Genomic DNA, 20,137 nt, shown 5'->3' on the forward strand with positions numbered 1-20,137 from the left:
CATGCAAATGGACAAAACCACGATTAATGGGAGGTAAAAAAATGAGCAAATCTCAAGTTGAAGTTGACAAAAGCTCGAGGAAATCTGCTGAAGCTGGTGCTAAAAAGTTCGCTGGCAGTACGAGCAGAAAGTTCAACTATTTTGAGCCACAAGGTCGGAGAGCGACGTTGTATGAAAATATTACGGTAGATGTCCAGCCTGATCCTGAACGATACCTAATTCAAGGATGGATTATTTCTTTTTCGGACGGGACACCTGCGTACAGTGACAAAAGGACAAAAATTAAGAGCTCAAATTGGCATGAATTCCGTGATCCAAATGGTGAATGGGAGCGGACTCACTACATCCGTGTTGCCTCAATTGAGAAGCAAATTAATTTAACGATTCAAAACGCGAGAGCAGAAGAATCCTTTAACAATATGGATGTTGGCTGGGTTAAAATTTTACAAAATCATTTAAGCGCTTCAAAACACGCTGAATACGGTTTAGGGATGGTGTTTCAATGTGCGCAGCGTGATGGCATGAGTCAAATGATTAATAATGCAATCCTTGTGAATGCCTCTGACAAATTACGTTATGGACAGGACCTTGCCCTCTATATCATGAATATCGCAAATGAAATTGAATTTGATGAAGCCGCAGGAAAACAGCATTGGTTAAAAAACAATGAATGGCAAGGGGTACGTGAAGTGGTAGAAAATTTTACTGCTTCAACAGACTGGGCCGAACAAGTTTTTGCAGCGAATTTAATTTATGAGCCTTTAGTGAGTGAACTATTCCGTAGCGGTTTTCTCATGCAATTCGCCGCATCCCACGGTGATTTCGTCACTCCAACCATTGTTGCAACGGCGGAAGGAGACTATGAACGAAATCTCGACTATACGCTTGAAATGTTCTACACGTTTTTACAAGATCCCGAACATGGAAAATATAATAAACAGGTTGCCCAGCAATGGCTAGCCAAGTACGTTCCCATGTGTGTCAAGGCCGCTAAACAGTTGCAACCCATCTGGTCACAGCCTCGTGTGAAGGTAACGACCTTCCCTAACGCATATAGCAGAGCAGAGCAGCGTTTCCAAACGATTTTAAATGCGCTAAACCTAGAATTACCAAAGGGGGTTACATTATGATAAGCAACAAAAAACTTGAGAAAGGGTTTAATAACAAATGCGGCGTTACGCTTAGTGACAGCGTTGAGGGACGAGTGATTGCAGAAATTATGGCAGAAAAAGATGGCATTAAAGTGACACATTATCCAGCCATGATTCGTATTGATGGAACAGAGAAATTAGAGTTTTGTATGACAGAAATTAGTGAAGCGTTGGGACGAGAGTTTGACCCTTATTTGTTTCAGGTTGAAATGTCTACACACTATGGACGCATGGTCATGCTTGACGATAAAATCATTTTATTTGCAAATCCCGAAGACGCAAAAGAGTATATCGGGTTTTAACGCAAAAAGAGCAGCGGGTCTTTTACCAGCCCTCTGCTTACTTTTTTGTCACAATACAAAGCCTTTCCTTACCTAGAGCAGCTTTAAAAGATTGAATAAATTGGTGCGCTTCAGTGGTTTCCACTTTCATAGCTACATAGGTATAAGACATTTATGGTTCACTTTATCTGTATTACAGCTCTTATTGTACACCAACTGTACCCTCTTTATTAAGAAATCCCTCCATAGGCTATTACAAAAGATTAAAAAATTTAAGCTTTACCTGATTGTAACGCCGAGACAGAAAAAGTGATTATAAACGTAAACCAAGAGTTATCTTTTTAAAAAAACCGATAAGCTGTCACTCATCGGTTTTCTGTACACTCGTATCAATGATTTTCCATACTTCTACGACGTTTCCATCAGCTGTACTATCAATAACGAAAGATCCGTTGCTATAGCGGTCGCTGTTTCGATAGGTTGCGGGTATAATTGCCTCGACCTTTCCTTTTTCCGTGCGTACGTGGTACGTTTCATCGCCCGATAGGACATGCTTGCATGCAATCACACGATGAGGATTGGATTTTAATTCTCGAAGCATCACAAGGCCACGCTTTGCCCTCGAGGATTTATCAAATTCCTTTATCGACATTTTCTTTACAGCCCCGCGCTGCGTAACTAAAAGAAATTCAACCGTTTCATCTAAAGAGAAGGTTGTGGCGTCAACGACCTTGTCACCCTCTTTTAAATTCATCCCTTTTACCCCTGCAGCTCGCTGGCCAACAAGGCTTATCTCTTCTTCGTTGAACCATAAGCCATATCCTAGTTCAGTAGCAATAAACAGCTCTTGCTTACCATCTGTTAGCCGAACCGTTACGACCTCATCCTCATCCTTTAGCTTCACAGCCATCAATGGTTTAGAGTAGCGCTGTGCCTGATACAAGGAAAGCTGTGAGCGCTTGGTCATTCCGTTTTTAGTGATAAAGAGAAGGGAATGCTCTTCACTAAATTCTTTTACCGGAAGTGCCTCAATGATTTCGTCTTCTTTATCGAGAGAAACAAGATTGGCTACATGCTGTCCGTTATCCTTCCAACGAAAATCAGGTAGCTGATGGACTGGTAAATACAAATAGTTCCCTAATTTTGTGAACAATAGCAAGGTGTCCGTTGTATTCATTTCAAAGTGACCAAGGAGGTAATCTCCTTCTTTCATCCCAGGTGGCTCACCATTTGAAGCGGTGTAGGATCGGATGCTCGTTCGCTTCACATAGCCTTCCTTCGTTACGGTCACCATGACATCCTCAGACGGCACAAGGACTTCCATATTAATTTTAATTTCTTCAATTTCTTTTTTGATCACCGTGCGGCGGTCATCTGCAAATTCTTTTTTAATTGCCAATAAGTCCTTTTTGATGACATGAATAAGCTTTTTCTCGCTAGCTAGAATGGATTCTAATTCGTGAATTTTTCTTTCAAGCTCTGCCGCTTCTTCTTCAAGCGTTGTAATGTCTGTATTTGTTAAGCGGTAAAGCTGTAAGGTAACGATGGCTTCCGCTTGTGCTTCTGTAAATTGAAAGGATTGAATGAGATTATCTTTTGCATCCTTTTTATCTCTCGATGCACGGATCGTCGTAATCACTTCGTCAAGGATTGAGATGGCCTTCATTAACCCATGAACGATATGCTGACGGTCTTTTGCTTTGCGAAGCTCGTACTCAGAGCGGCGAGTGGTCACTTCTTTTTGATGGTCAATGTATGCTTGAATAAGCGCTTGCAACCCCATTAGCTTTGGAGCTTTGTTATGAATGGCCACCATATTGAAATTATATGTAATTTGCAAATCTGTATTTTTAAATAAATAGTTTAAAATCGACTGAGCATCTGCTTCCTTTTTCAACTCCACAACAATGCGAAGACCTGTTCGATCTGTTTCATCTCGAACCTCCGCGATCCCGTCAACTTTTTTGTCAAAGCGAAGCTCATCCATTTTTTTGACGAGGTTTGCTTTAATGACTTCATATGGTATCTCTGTAATCACAATTTGCTCGCGACCGCCACGAAGTTCCTCAATCTCCGTTTTTGCACGAACAACAATTTTGCCTTTCCCTGTTTGATACGCCTGACGGATTCCATCAATACCTTGCACAATTCCCCCAGTAGGGAAATCTGGGCCTTTGATCACTGTCATTAAATCATCAAGTGTTGTCGACGATTTCTCCATTTGCATAATGACGCCATCAATGATTTCACTTAAATGATGGGGTGGAATGTCTGTGGCATACCCTGCAGAAATTCCTGTAGAGCCATTGACAAGAAGGTTTGGAAACATGGCTGGAAGGACGATAGGCTCTTGATCTGAATCATCGAAGTTCGGAATAAACTCGACCGTATTCTTTTCAATATCACGTAAGAGCTGGGATGAAATTTTCGACAATCTGGCCTCGGTGTAACGCATAGCTGCAGGTGGATCGCCATCAATGGAACCATTGTTTCCGTGCATATCGACAAGAAGATTACGAACCTTCCATTCTTGACTCATTCGAATCATTGCATCATAGACAGATGAGTCACCATGTGGATGATAGTTTCCGATCACGTTTCCTACTGTCTTCGCTGATTTACGAAACGGCTTTTCTGCCGTGTTGCCGTCCTTGTACATCGCATACAAAATTCGGCGTTGAACAGGCTTTAACCCATCTCTTACATCAGGAAGTGCCCGTTCTTGAATAATATATTTACTGTAGCGACCAAATCTGTCACCAATTACCTCTTCTAAAGGAAGGTCTAAGTATCGCTCTGACTGTGTCAAACTTACTCCTCCTCAATGACTGCTAAGTTTTCGTTTTCTAAGATGTTTGACTCCTCTTCAAGTCCAAACGCCACATGGGATTCAATCCATTTTCTGCGAGGCTCTACCTTATCTCCCATTAAAGTTGAGACACGTTTTTCCGCTCTTGCTGCATCGTCAATGCGTACGCGAATTAACGTACGTGTTTCAGGGTTCATGGTCGTTTCCCAAAGCTGGGTTGCATTCATCTCCCCAAGACCTTTGTAACGCTGGAGGGTATATCCACGACCGACCTTAGCTGTTGCATGATGCAATTCACGCTCATCCCACGCATATTCGATCACTTCCTTTTTACCTGAACCTTTGCTTACCTTGTATAGTGGCGGCAGGGCAATATATACCTTTCCTGCTTCTACTAGTGGGCGCATATACCGGTAAAAGAATGTAAGGAGCAGCACTTGAATATGTGCACCATCTGTATCTGCGTCTGTCATGATCACGATTTTATCGTAATTCACATCTTCAAGCGTAAAGTCTGCCCCTACGCCTGCACCGATCGTATGAATGATCGTACGGATTTCCTCGTTTTTCATAATGTCTTCAAGCTTCGCTTTTTCCGTATTAATGACCTTTCCTCTTAGGGGAAGGACAGCTTGAAACTTTCGGTCGCGGCCTTGCTTTGCCGAACCCCCAGCAGAATCTCCCTCCACAAGGTACAGCTCATTGCGCTCAGGGTTTTTCGATTGTGCTGGTGTTAATTTACCTGAAAGCAACACATCTCTGCGTCTGCTTTTTTTACCGTTTCGCGCATCCTCTCTTGCTTTTCTTGCTGCTTCACGCGCCTGTGCTGCTTTAATTGCTTTTTTAATGAGCATAGCACTCATCTCTGGATTTTCCTCAAAAAAATAGCTTAGCTTTTCAGAAACAAGGCCATCAACCGCTGAACGTGCTTCTGGCGTTCCGAGCTTCCCTTTTGTTTGTCCTTCAAATTGGAGATTGGCTTCGGGAACACGAACGGAAACAATCGCTGTAAAACCTTCGCGAATGTCTGATCCGTCCAAATTTTTCTCTTTTTCTTTTAAAAGCTTTACCTTACGCGCATATTCGTTCACAGCACGTGTCATGGCCGTTTTGGCCCCAAGCTCATGGGTCCCGCCATCCTTTGTTCGAACATTATTAACAAAAGACAAGACGTTTTCCGTATAACCATCGTTAAACTGAAAAGCAAACTCAACTTCAATATTGTGGCTTTCTCCACTAAAGAAAACGACGGGATGAAGGGTTTCTTTGTCTTCGTTAAGATATTCAACAAAAGCTTCGATACCATTTTCATAGTAAAAGACTTCTTGGAGATTGTCCTCTCGTAAATCAACAAGCTCAATTTTCAAACCTTTTAATAAAAATGCCGCTTCTCGTAAGCGTTCAGAAAGTGTCTCGAAATTAAAGGTTGTTACACTAAATATCGTCGTATCTGGCTTAAAGTGAATCGTTGTTCCTGTTTTCCGTGTTTTTCCTAGCTTTTCTAACGTCGTTACTGGCTTTCCACCATGTTCAAATCGTTGCTTGAAGATGAAGCCGTCCCGCTTAATCTCCACAACAAGCCACTCTGATAGTGCGTTAACGACAGAAGCACCAACCCCATGGAGACCCCCACTTGTGGCATAGCCACCTTGCCCAAATTTCCCCCCAGCATGAAGAACAGTTAAGATAACCTCCGGTGTGGGCTTGCCCATTTTATGCATTCCCGTCGGCATCCCACGTCCTTCATCCGAAACGGAAATACTATTATCCTTATGAATGGTGACATTTATATAAGAGCCGTAGCCTGCAAGTGCTTCATCTACGGCATTATCTACAATTTCATAAACAAGGTGATGAAGTCCGCGATAATCGGTACTACCAATATACATCCCTGGACGCTTTCGAACAGCCTCCAGTCCTTCTAGTACTTGAATTGCATCATCGTTATAATCCAGTTGCTGTTTCTTTACCAAAATCGGTACTCCTTTCAACCAAACTTGCTTCAACTATCATAGCATATACGAACATTTGTTTCATTCAATTCTTTATCTCTACGCATATTCATTGTAGCGTTAATCTCAGTATTCGCAACCTTTTTCATGAAACCCTCTTCTATCTGAGTAAAAAGTCGGATATGAATCTCGTTAAAGTTTTTTAAATTAAAAGGCACGTTTTTAGTAGTAAACTCATTTGAAAAACGCCCCAAGCTAAAGCCCGGGACGTTGTGTTTATTTGAATTTTGCATGCTCCACTTTAATGCAGCGGTTCATCACAGTTGTGACACCATGCTCTTGCAAATAATCGTAGGCTTCTTCATTTTCCACCCCTAGCTGTGCCCAAAATATTTTCGCTCCGATATCAACTGTATCTTTTGCAATTTCAGGTAAAAATTCACTTCGGCGAAAAACATTCACAATATCAACTGGACCTTCAATGTCTTGAAGAGTTGCGACTGCTTTCTCCCCAAGCACCTCGTCTACCGACGGGTTAACAGGAATGATCTCATAGCCGGCATTTTTCATTGCCTCAGAAATCATATAGGATGTTCGCTCTGGATTTGCGGACAGTCCGACGACCGCAATTCGCTTACTCGTATGTAAGATTTCCTTAATTTTATCATCGGATGGATTTTTAATTGCCATTCGTCATTCCTCCTTATCAATGTATCGTTTCACATGCTATGCAAACTTATTCACCATGCACCTGTGAATTTCCTGCTATTGTTAAAAAGAATATAGATCAATTGTTCTTTAATTAAAAACAATCGTTCCTACTGTCATATATAGGGACTATTTACTCAACCGAAGTAATCCATTCAACTTCATCCCTGTCGACGAGAAAAGCAGCCGTGTTAAGATGGTTTGTATCTCCATTAAATTTATACCTGTTAATATGATTATCATCATCATAGAATCGACATTTTTTCTTACGTCAGTTTCTTTGAAAAAGTTGTAGATTTCATCTGATTGATGATGAACGTTTCCTTAGTCCAATTACTACCACAATACTTATCGTTATAACCGTTTAATTTATGGAAATAACCTCATAAAAACTGTTGGAAGAATCATTAAAACACCTAGAATAAATATCTCAACATCATTTATTCCTCTCTCTTCAATTGTTTAAAAAAGCTGCCTTAAAGGCCCCTTGGGTTAAAGAAAATGGGGTATGCCTTATAAGACAGCTACATTGATGAAAAAATTAATGATTATTCTCAGCTTCCTTGATCGCTTCTTCGATTGCCTGCTTTGATTGAAGGCCCGTTAATACTTGACCACCAATGTCAAAAGTTGGAACGGCACGTACCTGAGCAGTTGTGTACGCTTCCCTGACTAAAGCCGCTCTTCTATCACTATTTTTACGTGTTTCAAGCACCTCAATAAAGGCCTTTTGATTAAGTCCAATCGATTCGGCTACAGCTGCTAATACTTCAATGGAACCAATATCCTGTCCATCGTGGTATAAGGCCCGAAATACTGCATCTGCATATTCATTCCCTTTGCCATAATCCTTTGCAAAAAGTAGACCTTCATGTGCGTAAAAGGTATAAGGATAAGGGTCGATAGAAGGCATATTCATCGTTACCCCAAGGCTCTTAGCAAGAGGAGCGATGTTGTTATGCCAAGCATGTTGGATGTACTCATCTTTTGGACTTAAGGTTTCTTGTGGATAAGGCCTAAGCTCAAAAGGCATCCAGTCAACTTCAACGTCCTTTCCTTTTATAGCTTCCTGAAGCGGAGCCTCCGCTAAAAAACAAAAGGGTCAAACAAAATCAGAATAAATACGAATCTTTACGGACATGTCTGTCACCTCATTCTTATGATTACCTTCATCATATCAAATGAACCAAAAAAGCTGAAAAAATTTGCTTATGAGCCCACTTTACATAAAGACAAGCTTCCCGTTTGTTCTCGTTTGGATGGTGAGCGGATATAGTTCAGATTTTCGTTCTGACATAAACCAGAGACGATTGTCTGATACGGCAATAAATAGACCGTTTTCGTTTCCGAGGGCACGAAAATGCTCGCTTCCTTGATCCCAAACCGGAACACCCATTCGTTCAAATTGCTTCGTTTGAGCATCAAGGTCACAGGTAACAATGCCCACTTCACTAATGCATTGAAGGGCCTGTGAATCAAACGGCACATCTATTCTTTGGTTTAAATTATGCCTTGCGATTAGCTCGACAATGTTTCCAGCCGGATCTTCAAAATAGAGAGCATGCGCATTCCAGCTTTTAAATGAAACAATCGGGTTATTTTTATACTCTTTTAATGTAACACGCTGTTCTAGCCACGTCTTTGCCTCGTTCACTTTGTTTGAAGGTATATTCATGGCAAAATGATAGAATGGATCACCTTCTCCTTCATAGGCTTCAAAGGTGAGAAGTGTGTGACCAACAAGCACTGAGAAATCCTCTGCAGTCTCATGAGTTAGAGGAAGTTCGAGTGTTTTTGTGTAGAATGCTTTTAAACGCTCAAGCTTTGTCGTTGAAAACGTAACCCCTTCAAATTCCATTCGAACACCCTCCTTAAAATAGACATAATTCCATTGTATGACAAAAGAGCGATCATTACCTCAACCTTCTAAGGCCTAAGGTATATCTATAAAAAATGACCAGTAAATTTCTGAGTACAGACTCAAACATTAACTGGTCCTCGATCTAAACAGGAGGGGATTCAAAAAAGCTGTTAACCTCGTACTAAAAATAAATGACTCTCCTAAATATTAAGCGCTTACATTTTTTGTGTCAATCACGAGACTCGTTACCTACGGTTTAAAGCTTTGTAGTTATGTAAGGTTCATAAACTAAAATTTAAATGCGGCCCCTTTCAGCCACTGTCCACCATCTAGTGTCAGGCACTCCCCATTCATGTATTGAGCTTCTGAGGAAAATAAAAACGCTGCAACCCCTGCAACTTCTTCTAATGTTCCAAAGCGTCGAGATGGAATGCTGTCAAGAAGCGCTTGATGTGCTTCTTCACTTGGAATCAGCTTCTCAGCTCCTCCTGTACCTTCAATAATCCCTGGAGAAATAGCGTTTAAACGGATTCCGTATTTCGTTCCCCATTCCACCGCAAGGCTGCGCGTCATCGCCAAAACGCCTGCCTTGGCACTAGCCGAATGAACGACACCTGGTCCGGCTGTCCACGCATAGGAAGCGACCATGTTCACGACACTTCCTTGTTGATCATTTGCAATCCATTCCTTCCCCACTGCTTGTGTGCAGTACCAAGTTCCATGAAGAACGATATCCACAACCGCTTTCCAACCATTATGAGACAAATCCTCTGCAGCGCACAAAAAATTTCCAGCAGCGTTATTCACCAAGCCATCGATCCGGCCAAATGCCTTTTTCGTTTCGGCTATCATACGATCGACATGTTCTGGATCACGTACGTCCATTTGTACCGTTAGGACTTGTCCTGCTCCCCCTTCTATTTCTTTTTTCGCTGCTTCTAAGCGTTCATGATTCCGTCCGCTAATCGTTACATTTGCTCCTAGTTCAACAAAGCGCTTCGCCATTGCTTTCCCCATCCCGTTACTGCCACCTGTTACAATAATGGATTGTCCTTTCATGACTCAAGCCCCTTTTACTAAAGTTTTGAATGGTGACTCATTCACTTTTCATCACAAAAATACGTTTGTTTTATACTAGTTCGACTTCATTCACGAAAACTCCTCCTAGCAATTTTACAAATCCGCTCCTTTGTATGCGGGTAAATCTATGACCAGAGAGGTTAGGTCAATCTGATATTCGTTCACTTTATCATAGTAGAGCCTACTTCTAGGAAAATTCCTGTATCGTTCTCTAACAATGCATCAAAATTTGTTTTTCCTTCAACTCTTTTCTTAGACATACACTGTTCTTTTAGATACTTGACTGGATCAGAAAATACTTGTCCTCTTAATCTATCTTGCATATGTTTCAAGGTAATATGGCTCGCTCTAATGTTAGTTTTATATGATGACTTTCCATAACTCATCAGAGAAACATTTCGTTTAAATTTGATTCCCCCCATCATTTTCACCTTTTTGTCGTGCTGCAAATGTAAAGAGTATGATAATGTGTTCATCTTTATCACTTTGAAGAAAACGCTTCTTAAATGTTAAATCACTTTCTCCATAACGATAAAATTGGATTAGTTACTCGCCTATCAATTGGATGGGTACAAAGAGGTTTCTTTCAATTATCATTAAATTACAAATTTTCACTATAAAGAGGAGGATATGTTATGAAAAATCAAAATCAGCATTTACGAGTAGCAGTTGTCCAGGCTGCATCGGTCATTATGGATCGAGAAGCAAGTGTAGAAAAGGCCGTTTCTCTAACTATAGAAGCAGGGGAGAAAGGAGTAGATTTAGTTGTATTTCCTGAAGCATTTATCCCAGCATATCCTAGAGGACTAAACTTTGGTGCAACAGTTGGATCTCGTTCTCCTGAGGGTAGAAAAGATTGGCTTCGTTATTGGGAAAATTCCATTCTTGTGCCAGGTGAATCAACCAAGAGGCTAGGAGAAGCAGCACGTAAAGCAGGTGTTTACCTTGTTATTGGCGTAATTGAAAGAGATAGTGAATATAGTGGTGGTACTCTATATTGCTCTGTATTATTTTTTGGACCTGACGGGACACTGCTTGGAAAGCACCGAAAATTAAAACCTACTGGTTCGGAACGGTTGATTTGGGGTGAAGGAGACGGCAGTACCCTTCCTGTTTTTGAAACTCCTTACGGTAAAATAGGTGCATTGATATGCTGGGAAAATTACATGCCTTTAGCTAGAGCTGCCATGTATGCTAAAGGTGTTCAAATTTATATCGCTCCTACAGCAGATGCTAGAGAATTGTGGCAGTCTACTATTCGACATATTGCAGCAGAAGGCAGATGCTTCGTATTGTCTTGCAATCAATATGTAAAAAAGGAGATGTACCCTACCGATTTGGCTTGTTATGAGGAGCTAGCATCTTCACCTAGTGAAATGTGTTTAGGAGGAAGCGCGATTGTTGGGCCGCTAGGAGAATACATTAAGGAACCTGTTTGGGGGAAAGAGGAAATGCTTATTGCTGACCTTAATATACAAGATATTGCTTACAGCCAATTTGATTTTGACGTGGTGGGTCATTACTCAAGACCTGACGTCTTTCAGCTCTTAGTAAATGAGGATAAAAAGGAGAGCGTCAAATGGGGCAAGTAGCAACCATTTAAACACAGCCTATTCCCGAATTGATGAAGAATCAATTTTAGAATACATCTTACCCAGTTTTTAAATGATGCTATACCCTTCTTGTACTCTTATCATATTTAAACAAGTAAAAAAAAGAGACAGGGCTGTGTCCCTGCCTCCTCCAATTTAATCTTAATCATGAAAATTCGTTCCATCTGTAGTTGCCTTAACTATTCCCATACGGATGACAAAATCACCGAAATGCTCACCCTCATTACGCTCCTTTGCATAATGAGATAGAAGCACGCGCAGCTCACTTAATATTTCTTCTTCACCAATGTTTTCTCGATAAATTTTACTCAGTCTGCTACCATCAAAGGCTGCTCCAAGATACATGTTATACTTGCCAGGGGATTTTCCGATAAACCCAATTTCACCTAGTGCATGGCGGGCACAACCGTTTGGGCAGCCTGTCATCCGAATGGTAATTTCATCATTATGAAGGCCATTTTCTTCTACAATCTCCTCAACTTTGTCAAGAAGAACAGGCAAATAACGTTCTGCCTCTGCCATCGCTAAACCACACGTTGGAAGTGCCACGCAAGATAATGAATTTCGGCGTAACGCGCTGTAATGCTTTCCATCCGTTAACCCGTATTGTTCAATTAATTCGCTTATCTCCTTCTTTTTATCGCTTGATACGTTCGCAATCACTAGGTTTTGATTAGCAGTAAGACGAAAATCACCAGTATGGATTTTGGCAATTTCACGCAAACCGGTCATTAGCTTATAATCACCAAAATCGGCAATACGACCACCTTCAACAAACAACGTTAAATGCCATGTTCCTTGAATGCCTTCCACCCATCCGTAGCGATCGCCGTTATGATCGAAATGAAATGGTTTAGCTTCATCAAGGCTCCAACCTAGACGATTTTCTAATTCGTTTTTTACAGTTTCCAAGCCGAGACGGTCAACAGTGTACTTAAACCGAGCATTGCTACGTTCTGAGCGGTTTCCATAGTCCCGTTGTATTGTAATAATTTTTTCAGCTACATCATAGATTTGATCAGGTGTACAGAAGCCGATAACCTTGGCAAGCTGCGGATATGTCTTTTTATCACCATGCGTCATCCCCATACCACCACCGATTGCCACATTAAAGCCGATAAGTTTATTGTTTTCAACGATAGCAATAAGCCCAATATCCTGGGAAAAAACATCAATATCATTCGATGGCGGAACAGCAATACCAATTTTAAACTTTCTCGGTAAATAAAGAGGCCCATACATTGGTTCAACTTCTTCCATTTCAGGAGAACCCGCTACTTTTTCATCATTCAGCCAAATCTCATGATAAGCTCTTGTACGCGGCAATAATCGGTCGCTTAATAAGTTAGCCCACTGATACACTTCGCCATGAATTTCTGATTGATATGGGTTCGGATTACACATTACATTGCGGTTGACATCGCCGCACGCTGCGATCGTATCCATAAGTGCAGCATTGATTTCCTGCATCGTTTTTTTCATATTCCACTTGACAATCCCATGCATTTGGAACGCTTGCCGTGTAGATAGCTTTAAAGTCCCGTTTCCATACTTTTGAGCAAGATCATCCAAAACAAGCCATTGATCAGGAGTTGCGACTCCACCTGGTCTACGGACACGCACCATAAACTGGTATGCAGGTTCCAGTTTTTGTTTTTGGCGTTCCTTACGAACATCACGATCATCTTGTAAATAGCTGCCGTGAAATTTCATGAGCCGATTGTCATCATCAGGAATTCCAGCGCTAATTGGCTCGAGCATGGATTCAACCAACGAACCGCGTAAATAGTTACTTTCTTTCTTTATACGCTCGACATCGCTTGGAGGTCCTTCTGGCGCTTTTAAACTCGGATTTACCATATAAAAAACTCCTTTCAATTCAAATTAGTAAATATCACGTTGATAACGTTTTTGTTGTATCATGTTGGCAAGATACGCTTCCGCTTCCTCGTGGGTCATATTTCCTTCTGTTTCAATGATGTTAATTAGTGCATGATGGACATCTTTCGCCATATTTGTTTTGTCACCACAAACGTAGACAGACGCCCCTTCTTGAATCCATGCGAACAATTCCTTTCTTTGCTCAAGCATCCGATGCTGTACATATATTTTTTTATCGGTGTCGCGTGAAAATGCAACATCCATTTTTGTTAGCACGCCGTCTTTCAACCATTTTTGCCACTCTGTTTGATAAAGAAAATCTGAGGTGAAATGCTGGTCGCCAAAAAACATCCACGATTTGCCTTGCGCTCCTGTTTCCTCACGCTCCTGCATGAAAGAACGAAAAGGAGCAATTCCTGTCCCTGGACCAACCATGATGATTGAAGCATTCGGATCTTCCGGTAGCTTAAATTGCTTGTTACTTTGGATGTATATAGGTAACGTATCCCCAGGCTGGATACGCTCTGCACAATAGGTAGAGCAGACCCCTTTTCTCTCACGGCCATGTGCTTCATACCGTACGGCACCGATAGTCAAATGAACTTCATCTGGGTTTGCTAATAAACTACTAGCAATAGAATATAGGCGTGCTCGCTGTTTACGGAGAATCGATACGAACTCCTGTGCCTTTACATCAGAGATACCAAAGTCTCGAACTAAATCAAGCAAGTCACGACCGTCTATATAGGCTTTTAATCTTTTTTTATTTTCAGGTAACAAAAGTTTGCTCAGCTCTTTATTTGCTGAGAATTTCACGGCCTGCTCAAGCGTTGATTTTGTTAAGTTGATTTCAAAATAGGAGATGAGCGCTTCTTTAAGCGAGTATGTATCCCCTTGTTTATTGACCGTAACAGAATCATCTGGATTTAAATTTAATTCTTGAAGAAGCATATCTATAAGAGCGGGATCATTTGACGGGTAAATACCAACAACGTCACCTGGCTCATATGTAAACCCAGAGCCTTCTATCGAAAGTTCAATATGACGCGTTTCTTTGTTCGAGCCGCGCCCATTTAAATTAATATTTTCAAGGACCTCTGCTCTAAATGGATTCGTTCTTGAATACGGTGATTCCACTGTCTTAGGTGTAGCAGCTTGGATCGTTTCTGTGTTTCCACCTTGCACTTCTCCTAAACCATTCATCACTCCTTCAAGCCACCTAGCCGCTGGCTCTTCGAAATCAATATCGCAGTCAACACGTGGAAAAATTCGTTGACCTCCTTGCTTTTCCAGCTGTTGGTCGAAATCTTTCCCGGTCTTACAGAAAAACTCATATGAGCTATCGCCTAATGACAAAACGGAAAAGCAGAGATTGTCAAGCTTCGGTGCCCGCTTGCTATGAAGAAATTCGTAAAACGAAAGTGCATTATCTGGAGGTTCTCCTTCTCCATGTGTACTCACGACAATCAATAGGTTTTGTACTTTTTTTAAGTTATTATTTTTGAAGTCATTCATGGGAGTTACAGTTACTTGAAACCCAATCCCTTCAAGCTTCTTGCCTGCATCCTCAGCAAGTTTCTGAGAATTCCCTGTTTGTGATCCGTATAGGATTGTTACTTCCTTCGACTTTGTATTGTTGTTGCTTTGTGCCGGGAGTTCGGTTGTCTGTGTTTCCGACTCAGTTAGCATGGGAACGGAAAGCTGAGCGGTTAAGTAACCACTCAGCCAAACTTTTTGTAGCTCGGTGAGAGTTGGCAAAAGACGGTTAAGAGACTCTACCTGCTCCTCATTAAATGGACTGTTTTTAACATGAAAATCCAAAATATCACCCCTTATAAAAAATAAATTTATTCACTTTCCCTAATGAATGTCTCCTTCAACTTAGTCAATAAAAAAAGGTGGTCTTACCAGCTCAAACCTTTTGGACTATCAAGAAAACATAGCATTTTCTAAATACTAAATCTATAATCCAAGCAAGTTCCAAGTAAATTGAAAAAGAGAGATTCCCCAATATCAAGAATGCTAGCTTTTAAGAGATATTCGTCCATCCTCTTCACAGGCACTGCAGAGTCCAACTTATTTTTATTGTCGTATTGCATTTTATCAGTAAGAAGTTTATTCCTAACTACTAATACATAATACCAAGTGAATCAGGAGAATTAATAAGTAATTACTTATTCTATTATAATAAGAAAAGTAAAACAAATGAAACCTGCCAATATCGAGTTAATTTACCCATCCACTTTAAGAATTTAAGCTTTGCATGACAATGTAAGCAAGGTTTAACAAAAAAACGATTCATGCGAAGTTCATGAATCATTTAGAGAATGTCTGTAATCATATTATCAGTAATAAAATTGAAATCATTGTCCTCAAAGTTGTTGAATACTATAGAAAGCATCTGCAAATCGTGTGATACCCTCCCGAATTAAATGGGTTTCACCACGACCGAAAGTAAATCGAACGTATCCCTTTTTTGAACCAAAAATACTGCCCGGTACGAAAGCTACTCCTCTTTTCATTGATTCCTCAAGTAAATGGTATTCATTAACGTTTTCGTTTAACTTGCACCACAAATGGATTCCACCCTTTGGCACGATAAACTCCGTTTGTTCACTTAATCGTGCGTTGAGACTAGCAGTCATCACATCTTTTTGGCGCTTCAATTCTTTGCGAAGCGCCAAAATATGTGTGATGAAGTGCTTTGACCCTACAAATTCATTCGCTATCCATTGTGGGAAAACACTATGGCCAAAGTCAACTTGTTGTTTCGCATCAGCTAAGCGTTGAATCACTTGAGGAGGACCAATTACCCAACCAATTCTCAACCCAGATGCAACGATTTTCGATAGCGAACTAATATATAAGATGTTTCCATTATGGTCCATGGATTTTAAGGTTGGATTCACCTTTCCATCAAAGGTAGTTAAACTGTAGGGATCATCTTCAATGATTGGAATGCCAAACTCGGCTGATAATTCTAGAACTCGCTTTCGACGAGCCAAAGAAAGCACGGAACCAGTAGGGTTATGATGGTCAGGATTTAAAAAGACCATTCGTATCCGGTGCTTTCTATGTAAAGATATCAGATCATCTGGATCTATCCCGTGCTTATCCATAGGTAAATGGAAAATCCTTAGTCCTGCCGACTGGAAAATTGGCAGGGAAAAGCAATATGATGGATCCTCAATTGCCACCGCGTCCCTCGGCTTTAAAAGGCACTGAACAATAAGATTAAGAGCCTGCTGGGCACCCGAGGTGATTAGAATAGAAGAGGCATTCGTATCTATATCCTTGTATTCTTTTACGTGAGCAGAAATCGTGTCCCGTAACACCATATTACCTTGCGGATGATCGTAGCCGAGATGACCCGTAAAAGGCTGCTCAGAAAGGATCTTTTGAAATTGTTCAGTTGGAAATAGTGGTGATGCCAATTCACCACTGGCTAAATTAATTAGTTCCTTTTTTTCAGTTTCCTTACGAATTCGTTGAACTAATGGGAGATTGGGCAAAAAAGAACCATCCTCCACATACCTCCCCCAATTAGGGATACGCTTATGAGATATACCCCATATATCTGCACTAACTCGTGTTCCACTTCCTTTTTTCCGCTCCACTACTCCAATTGATTGTAGCTCCTCATAGGCAGCTACGACTGTGCTGCGATTTACCTGTAGCTCCATTGCAAGAGCTCGTTCTGAAGGTAGCATGCTGTCGGGTGGAAAGATTCCCGAAGAAATTCCCTGTTCAAAATAATCTGCAATCTGCTTGTATATGGGCTTTTTATCTGCACGATTCGGTCTCCAGTCCATTTCTTCTCTACACCTACCAGTATATCTCTTTATACATTATTATAATTGAATTAGACGATTATAGTAAAACCCCTTCATTGCTTTTAACAGAATTTGAACAGCAGGAGAATCATTGCTTCCTTGAATGGTGATAACAAGCAGCTAGGTTTGAGACGATTTTACGCACAGTTTCCAGCTCTAAAATTAGCAAATTAACAACGGAGGGAATCGTTTTTATCAACAGAAGAGAACGGCAAGTGATTTATGAGTAACAACCGTGTTGTTTGAAAAGGAACATCAACGACCTGAAAATCGTGAAAAACAAGCGATTCTCAAGAAAAATGTAAAAGCAATTAGATAAAAAAAGACACCCGAGAAGCTTTTTTTAAATAACTAACTTATCTATCTCATCTATTTCAATTAATTGCGATTCCAACCATTTTGCATGATACGCTTTTTACGTTACCTTTGCTTTTAATCACAGCAAAATCAAACCTAGTATTACAACTAAGATCATTATCGGGCCCAATAAAAAATAGATTGCAGAAAGATTGGACATGCTTTTATTACTGCTATAGCTCGTGTCCTCAACCTTCGTAAGCATTAAAGTGATGACAAGTGCTATGACACAAATAATTAAGGCTATAAAAATTAAAATCTTCATCTCGCCCTCCTAATTTTAGCTTTAGGGTTTACAATTTAGCTTACAATGTTCAAACACAAAAAAAACCATCCAATTTTAAAGGATTTCCCCCAGCCACTTTGGCATGAGAAGTATCCTAATATGGCGTGGCACTCTCTAAAGTCTAAATAATAGGAACCCTTCCTGTTACTAAAAAATCGATCCTTTATAAACATAAAACGGCATGCTGGTCATTTGAACCAGTCAATGCCGTCTACTCTTCAAACTTCACCTGCTTACACCTCTACTGATTGCGAAAAAGGTGATTTTAAAAGCTTTAGGTGTACGACGATGCAACCAATGCTGCCAGCGTAGCAAATACCTGCTGATAAATAAAAAGCAATGGTATAGCTGCTGTAAAAGTCAATGAGAGCTCCTGAGATGACAGGTGAAATCCATTGACCGATTCCAAACATGAGGGTAATAAAGCCGATACTAGCGGATGTTTTTTCAACTTTTGTCATATCACTTACCGCGGCCACAATGACTGTAGGAACGGCCCAAAGTGTTAATGCGTAAAGCAACGTTTCAATAAAGATAATCGATGGATGTGTCGTAAAAACAAAGGCCAGCAATAAAGTAGCTTGACAAAAATAAACAATAAATAAGGTAAGCATTCGACCGATTCTATCGGAAAGGCTCCCCCAAATAAACCCGCTAACAATACTCACAACCCCAGCAATCGCGAAAAATTGTCCAGCCGTGGTCGATTCTATCGCTGCGTCATTTATTAAATAATCTATAAAAAATGTAGAATAAATTAAGTAAGAAAACCCCCACGTAAAATAAATGAGACCAATAGAGAAAATCCATTTGCTACGATACACATGCTCGATTAAATGACTTTCAGCTTTAAGGTTTCCATGCCCTATCTGAACCGTTTCTTCTTTTTCGCTTAGCTCCTTTTGACCAACAGGTAACACGTTTAACATACGAGGATCTTCAATAAGAAAGAAAAGGTTTAATAAAAAAATGACGATGACTGCTCCAGCAAGCGCACCCCAGCTTATTCTCCACCCCTCATTACTAATAAGCATAAGCATAGGGACTAAAAAACCGCTAGCAAACATACCCAACCCTGATCCTGAATTGGTGATCCCCAAAGCCATCCCGCGATATTTTTGCGAAAACCATCTTCTGATCAGACTAAGTGAAGGGACATTAACGCCTCCTGAACCGAGTCCGATGATAAACAAGGAGACATAGGCCATCCAAAAATTAAATGCAACAACACTGAGCGTCATCCCTAATGATAAAACAAGCAATGCAGCAAGAATGACGTTTTTTGTTGAAAAACGCTGGACAAAATAACCAACCGAAATCACACTAAGTAAATAACCTAAAAAAACGGCAGAAGCAATGATCCCGGCCTCTGTATACGTTAACACCAACCCTTCTCTCATAAATGGGAGAATCGCTCCTAAAGAGAAGCGACCTAACCCTAAACAGGCGAAGATATTTAACACCGTGATTGCTAAAATGAACCACCCTTTATGGAGAGAGACTTTCTTCATCAGAGACACCTTCTTAGCTTAGACTCTAACACTTTTGCTGTATTTCTTTTAATCTATTTGAAAACGCTTAACATCTTACCGAATCACTATGATGAGCTGATTTTAGCAACGTTTTATCCGGCAACCACCTAGTCTTATTAAATCATTAAATCATTAATTAATAGCTTAAGGGAAGGTTGATTAGAATTGTTATGAAAATTGAGATAAAAATCAAACCTGCTAAACACAATCTTAAAAGATATAATGGGTTGATGTATCTACAGCATCAGGCCTCATTCCTTTTAATCTGAACCATAAAAAAGCTAATATCAGCGCAGATTTTTAAAATCACAAAGAAGCTGACTTGTCATTACTTTCAGAATTATTTCCATGCCTGCTCCTAATATCCTTACAATTTTTCCTTAAAATCGTTTCTCTTTCCGGTAGACCAGTCCCTCTGCCAAAGCGACCAATTTCCCCGTTTGATTCGTGACTTCAATTCGATATAATCCTAACCGTTTTGATCTTGTATCTTCTGTGGCAGTGGCGGTTAACTGATCACCAACAGCACTTGCTTGTACATAATGCATCGTCATTGTGATGCCAACAGCTGTTTGTCCGTGAGAATTACTGGCATAAGCAAAGGCAGCATCAGCAAGAGAAAATATCGCACCTCCATTTGCCGTACTGTGGAAATTTAGCATATTTTCCGTAATGTTCATTGTGACCTCTGCATAGCCCACCTCCACTTTTTGTATTTTCATTCCTAACAAATTTGCAAACGTATCATTTTTGAAATGCTCTAAGATTTTCTCCAATGTTAACGTCCCTTCCT

The 20,137-nt window shown here is 40.5% G+C and carries 14 protein-coding genes and 1 pseudogene; 3 read left to right on the plus strand and 12 right to left on the minus strand.

The window, feature by feature from the left end; genetic code table 11:
• The first annotated feature begins 41 nt into the window (after nucleotides 1-41).
• Together BLT_RS0110975 and mimD are read left to right on the plus strand one after the other, a co-directional pair.
• On the plus strand, nucleotides 42-1,130 hold the full coding sequence (locus tag BLT_RS0110975) for a hypothetical protein (protein WP_017727841.1): 1,089 nt from the start codon (nucleotides 42-44) through the stop codon (nucleotides 1,128-1,130).
• Nucleotides 1,127-1,453: a propane 2-monooxygenase effector subunit MimD gene (mimD, locus tag BLT_RS0110980; protein ID WP_017727842.1), complete on the plus strand. Its 327-nt coding sequence runs from the start codon at nucleotides 1,127-1,129 to the stop codon at nucleotides 1,451-1,453. Before BLT_RS0110975 ends, mimD begins: the two co-directional genes overlap by 4 nt.
• Before the next feature lie 340 nt (nucleotides 1,454-1,793).
• On the opposite strand, the gene parC is transcribed toward mimD, so the two are convergent.
• The 7 genes and pseudogenes from parC to BLT_RS0111020 form a co-directional block, all read right to left on the minus strand.
• Entirely contained in the window at nucleotides 1,794-4,241 is a 2,448-nt protein-coding gene (parC, locus tag BLT_RS0110985) for a DNA topoisomerase IV subunit A (RefSeq protein ID WP_017727844.1), read from the minus strand.
• A 2-nt stretch (nucleotides 4,242-4,243) separates the two neighbouring features.
• Entirely contained in the window at nucleotides 4,244-6,214 is a 1,971-nt protein-coding gene (gene parE, locus BLT_RS0110990) for a DNA topoisomerase IV subunit B (RefSeq protein ID WP_017727845.1), read from the minus strand.
• Nucleotides 6,215-6,469: 255 nt separating this feature from the next.
• Nucleotides 6,470-6,883, minus strand: coding sequence for a CoA-binding protein (locus tag BLT_RS0111000; RefSeq protein WP_017727847.1), 414 nt, complete (start codon nucleotides 6,881-6,883; stop codon nucleotides 6,470-6,472).
• A 559-nt stretch (nucleotides 6,884-7,442) separates the two neighbouring features.
• A pseudogene (locus tag BLT_RS21785) lies at nucleotides 7,443-7,991 on the minus strand (DsbA family oxidoreductase); the annotation flags it as partial.
• A 132-nt stretch (nucleotides 7,992-8,123) separates the two neighbouring features.
• A complete protein-coding gene (locus tag BLT_RS0111010; RefSeq protein ID WP_017727849.1) occupies nucleotides 8,124-8,759 on the minus strand; it encodes a VOC family protein in 636 nt (211 codons plus the stop codon).
• A 291-nt stretch (nucleotides 8,760-9,050) separates the two neighbouring features.
• Nucleotides 9,051-9,821: a 2,4-dienoyl-CoA reductase gene (gene fadH, locus BLT_RS0111015; protein ID WP_017727850.1), complete on the minus strand. Its 771-nt coding sequence runs from the start codon at nucleotides 9,819-9,821 to the stop codon at nucleotides 9,051-9,053.
• A gap of 182 nt (nucleotides 9,822-10,003) precedes the next feature.
• Entirely contained in the window at nucleotides 10,004-10,264 is a 261-nt protein-coding gene (locus BLT_RS0111020) for a hypothetical protein (RefSeq protein WP_017727851.1), read from the minus strand.
• A gap of 213 nt (nucleotides 10,265-10,477) precedes the next feature.
• Here BLT_RS0111020 and BLT_RS0111025 point away from each other — a divergent pair, with 213 nt between their 5' ends.
• Nucleotides 10,478-11,434, plus strand: coding sequence for a carbon-nitrogen hydrolase family protein (locus tag BLT_RS0111025; RefSeq protein ID WP_017727852.1), 957 nt, complete (start codon nucleotides 10,478-10,480; stop codon nucleotides 11,432-11,434).
• A gap of 162 nt (nucleotides 11,435-11,596) precedes the next feature.
• Here BLT_RS0111025 and cysI read toward each other — a convergent pair whose 3' ends face one another.
• The 5 genes from cysI to paaI all read right to left on the minus strand — a co-directional run bounded on the left by cysI (nucleotide 11,597) and on the right by paaI (nucleotide 20,120).
• Nucleotides 11,597-13,315: an assimilatory sulfite reductase (NADPH) hemoprotein subunit gene (gene cysI, locus BLT_RS0111030; RefSeq protein ID WP_017727853.1), complete on the minus strand. Its 1,719-nt coding sequence runs from the start codon at nucleotides 13,313-13,315 to the stop codon at nucleotides 11,597-11,599.
• A gap of 24 nt (nucleotides 13,316-13,339) precedes the next feature.
• A complete protein-coding gene (locus BLT_RS0111035) occupies nucleotides 13,340-15,157 on the minus strand; it encodes an assimilatory sulfite reductase (NADPH) flavoprotein subunit (protein ID WP_017727854.1) in 1,818 nt (605 codons plus the stop codon).
• Nucleotides 15,158-15,708: 551 nt separating this feature from the next.
• Complete coding sequence (pdxR, locus tag BLT_RS0111040; protein ID WP_017727855.1) at nucleotides 15,709-17,148, minus strand: MocR-like pyridoxine biosynthesis transcription factor PdxR; 1,440 nt, start codon at nucleotides 17,146-17,148, stop codon at nucleotides 15,709-15,711.
• 897 nt (nucleotides 17,149-18,045) lie between these two features.
• Nucleotides 18,046-19,323, minus strand: coding sequence for an MFS transporter (locus BLT_RS0111055; RefSeq protein ID WP_017727857.1), 1,278 nt, complete (start codon nucleotides 19,321-19,323; stop codon nucleotides 18,046-18,048).
• A gap of 401 nt (nucleotides 19,324-19,724) precedes the next feature.
• A complete protein-coding gene (gene paaI / locus BLT_RS0111060; protein WP_017727858.1) occupies nucleotides 19,725-20,120 on the minus strand; it encodes a hydroxyphenylacetyl-CoA thioesterase PaaI in 396 nt (131 codons plus the stop codon).
• Nucleotides 20,121-20,137: the final 17 nt, after the last annotated feature.

This window comes from Halalkalibacterium ligniniphilum, from assembly GCF_000334155.1.
Lineage (GTDB): Bacteria > Bacillota > Bacilli > Bacillales > Bacillaceae_D > Halalkalibacterium > Halalkalibacterium ligniniphilum.

Coding starts and splice junctions, on each gene's coding strand:
- cysI (WP_017727853.1), bottom strand. CDS start 13,315: ATGGTAAATCCGAGTTTAAAAGCGCCAGAAGGACCTCCAAGCGATGTC.
- BLT_RS0111055 (WP_017727857.1), bottom strand. CDS start 19,323: ATGAAGAAAGTCTCTCTCCATAAAGGGTGGTTCATTTTAGCAATCACG.
- BLT_RS0111020 (WP_017727851.1), bottom strand. CDS start 10,264: ATGGGGGGAATCAAATTTAAACGAAATGTTTCTCTGATGAGTTATGGA.
- fadH (WP_017727850.1), bottom strand. CDS start 9,821: ATGAAAGGACAATCCATTATTGTAACAGGTGGCAGTAACGGGATGGGG.
- mimD (WP_017727842.1), top strand. CDS start 1,127: ATGATAAGCAACAAAAAACTTGAGAAAGGGTTTAATAACAAATGCGGC.
- pdxR (WP_017727855.1), bottom strand. CDS start 17,148: ATGGACTGGAGACCGAATCGTGCAGATAAAAAGCCCATATACAAGCAG.
- BLT_RS0111025 (WP_017727852.1), top strand. CDS start 10,478: ATGAAAAATCAAAATCAGCATTTACGAGTAGCAGTTGTCCAGGCTGCA.
- BLT_RS0110975 (WP_017727841.1), top strand. CDS start 42: ATGAGCAAATCTCAAGTTGAAGTTGACAAAAGCTCGAGGAAATCTGCT.
- BLT_RS0111000 (WP_017727847.1), bottom strand. CDS start 6,883: ATGGCAATTAAAAATCCATCCGATGATAAAATTAAGGAAATCTTACAT.
- BLT_RS0111010 (WP_017727849.1), bottom strand. CDS start 8,759: ATGGAATTTGAAGGGGTTACGTTTTCAACGACAAAGCTTGAGCGTTTA.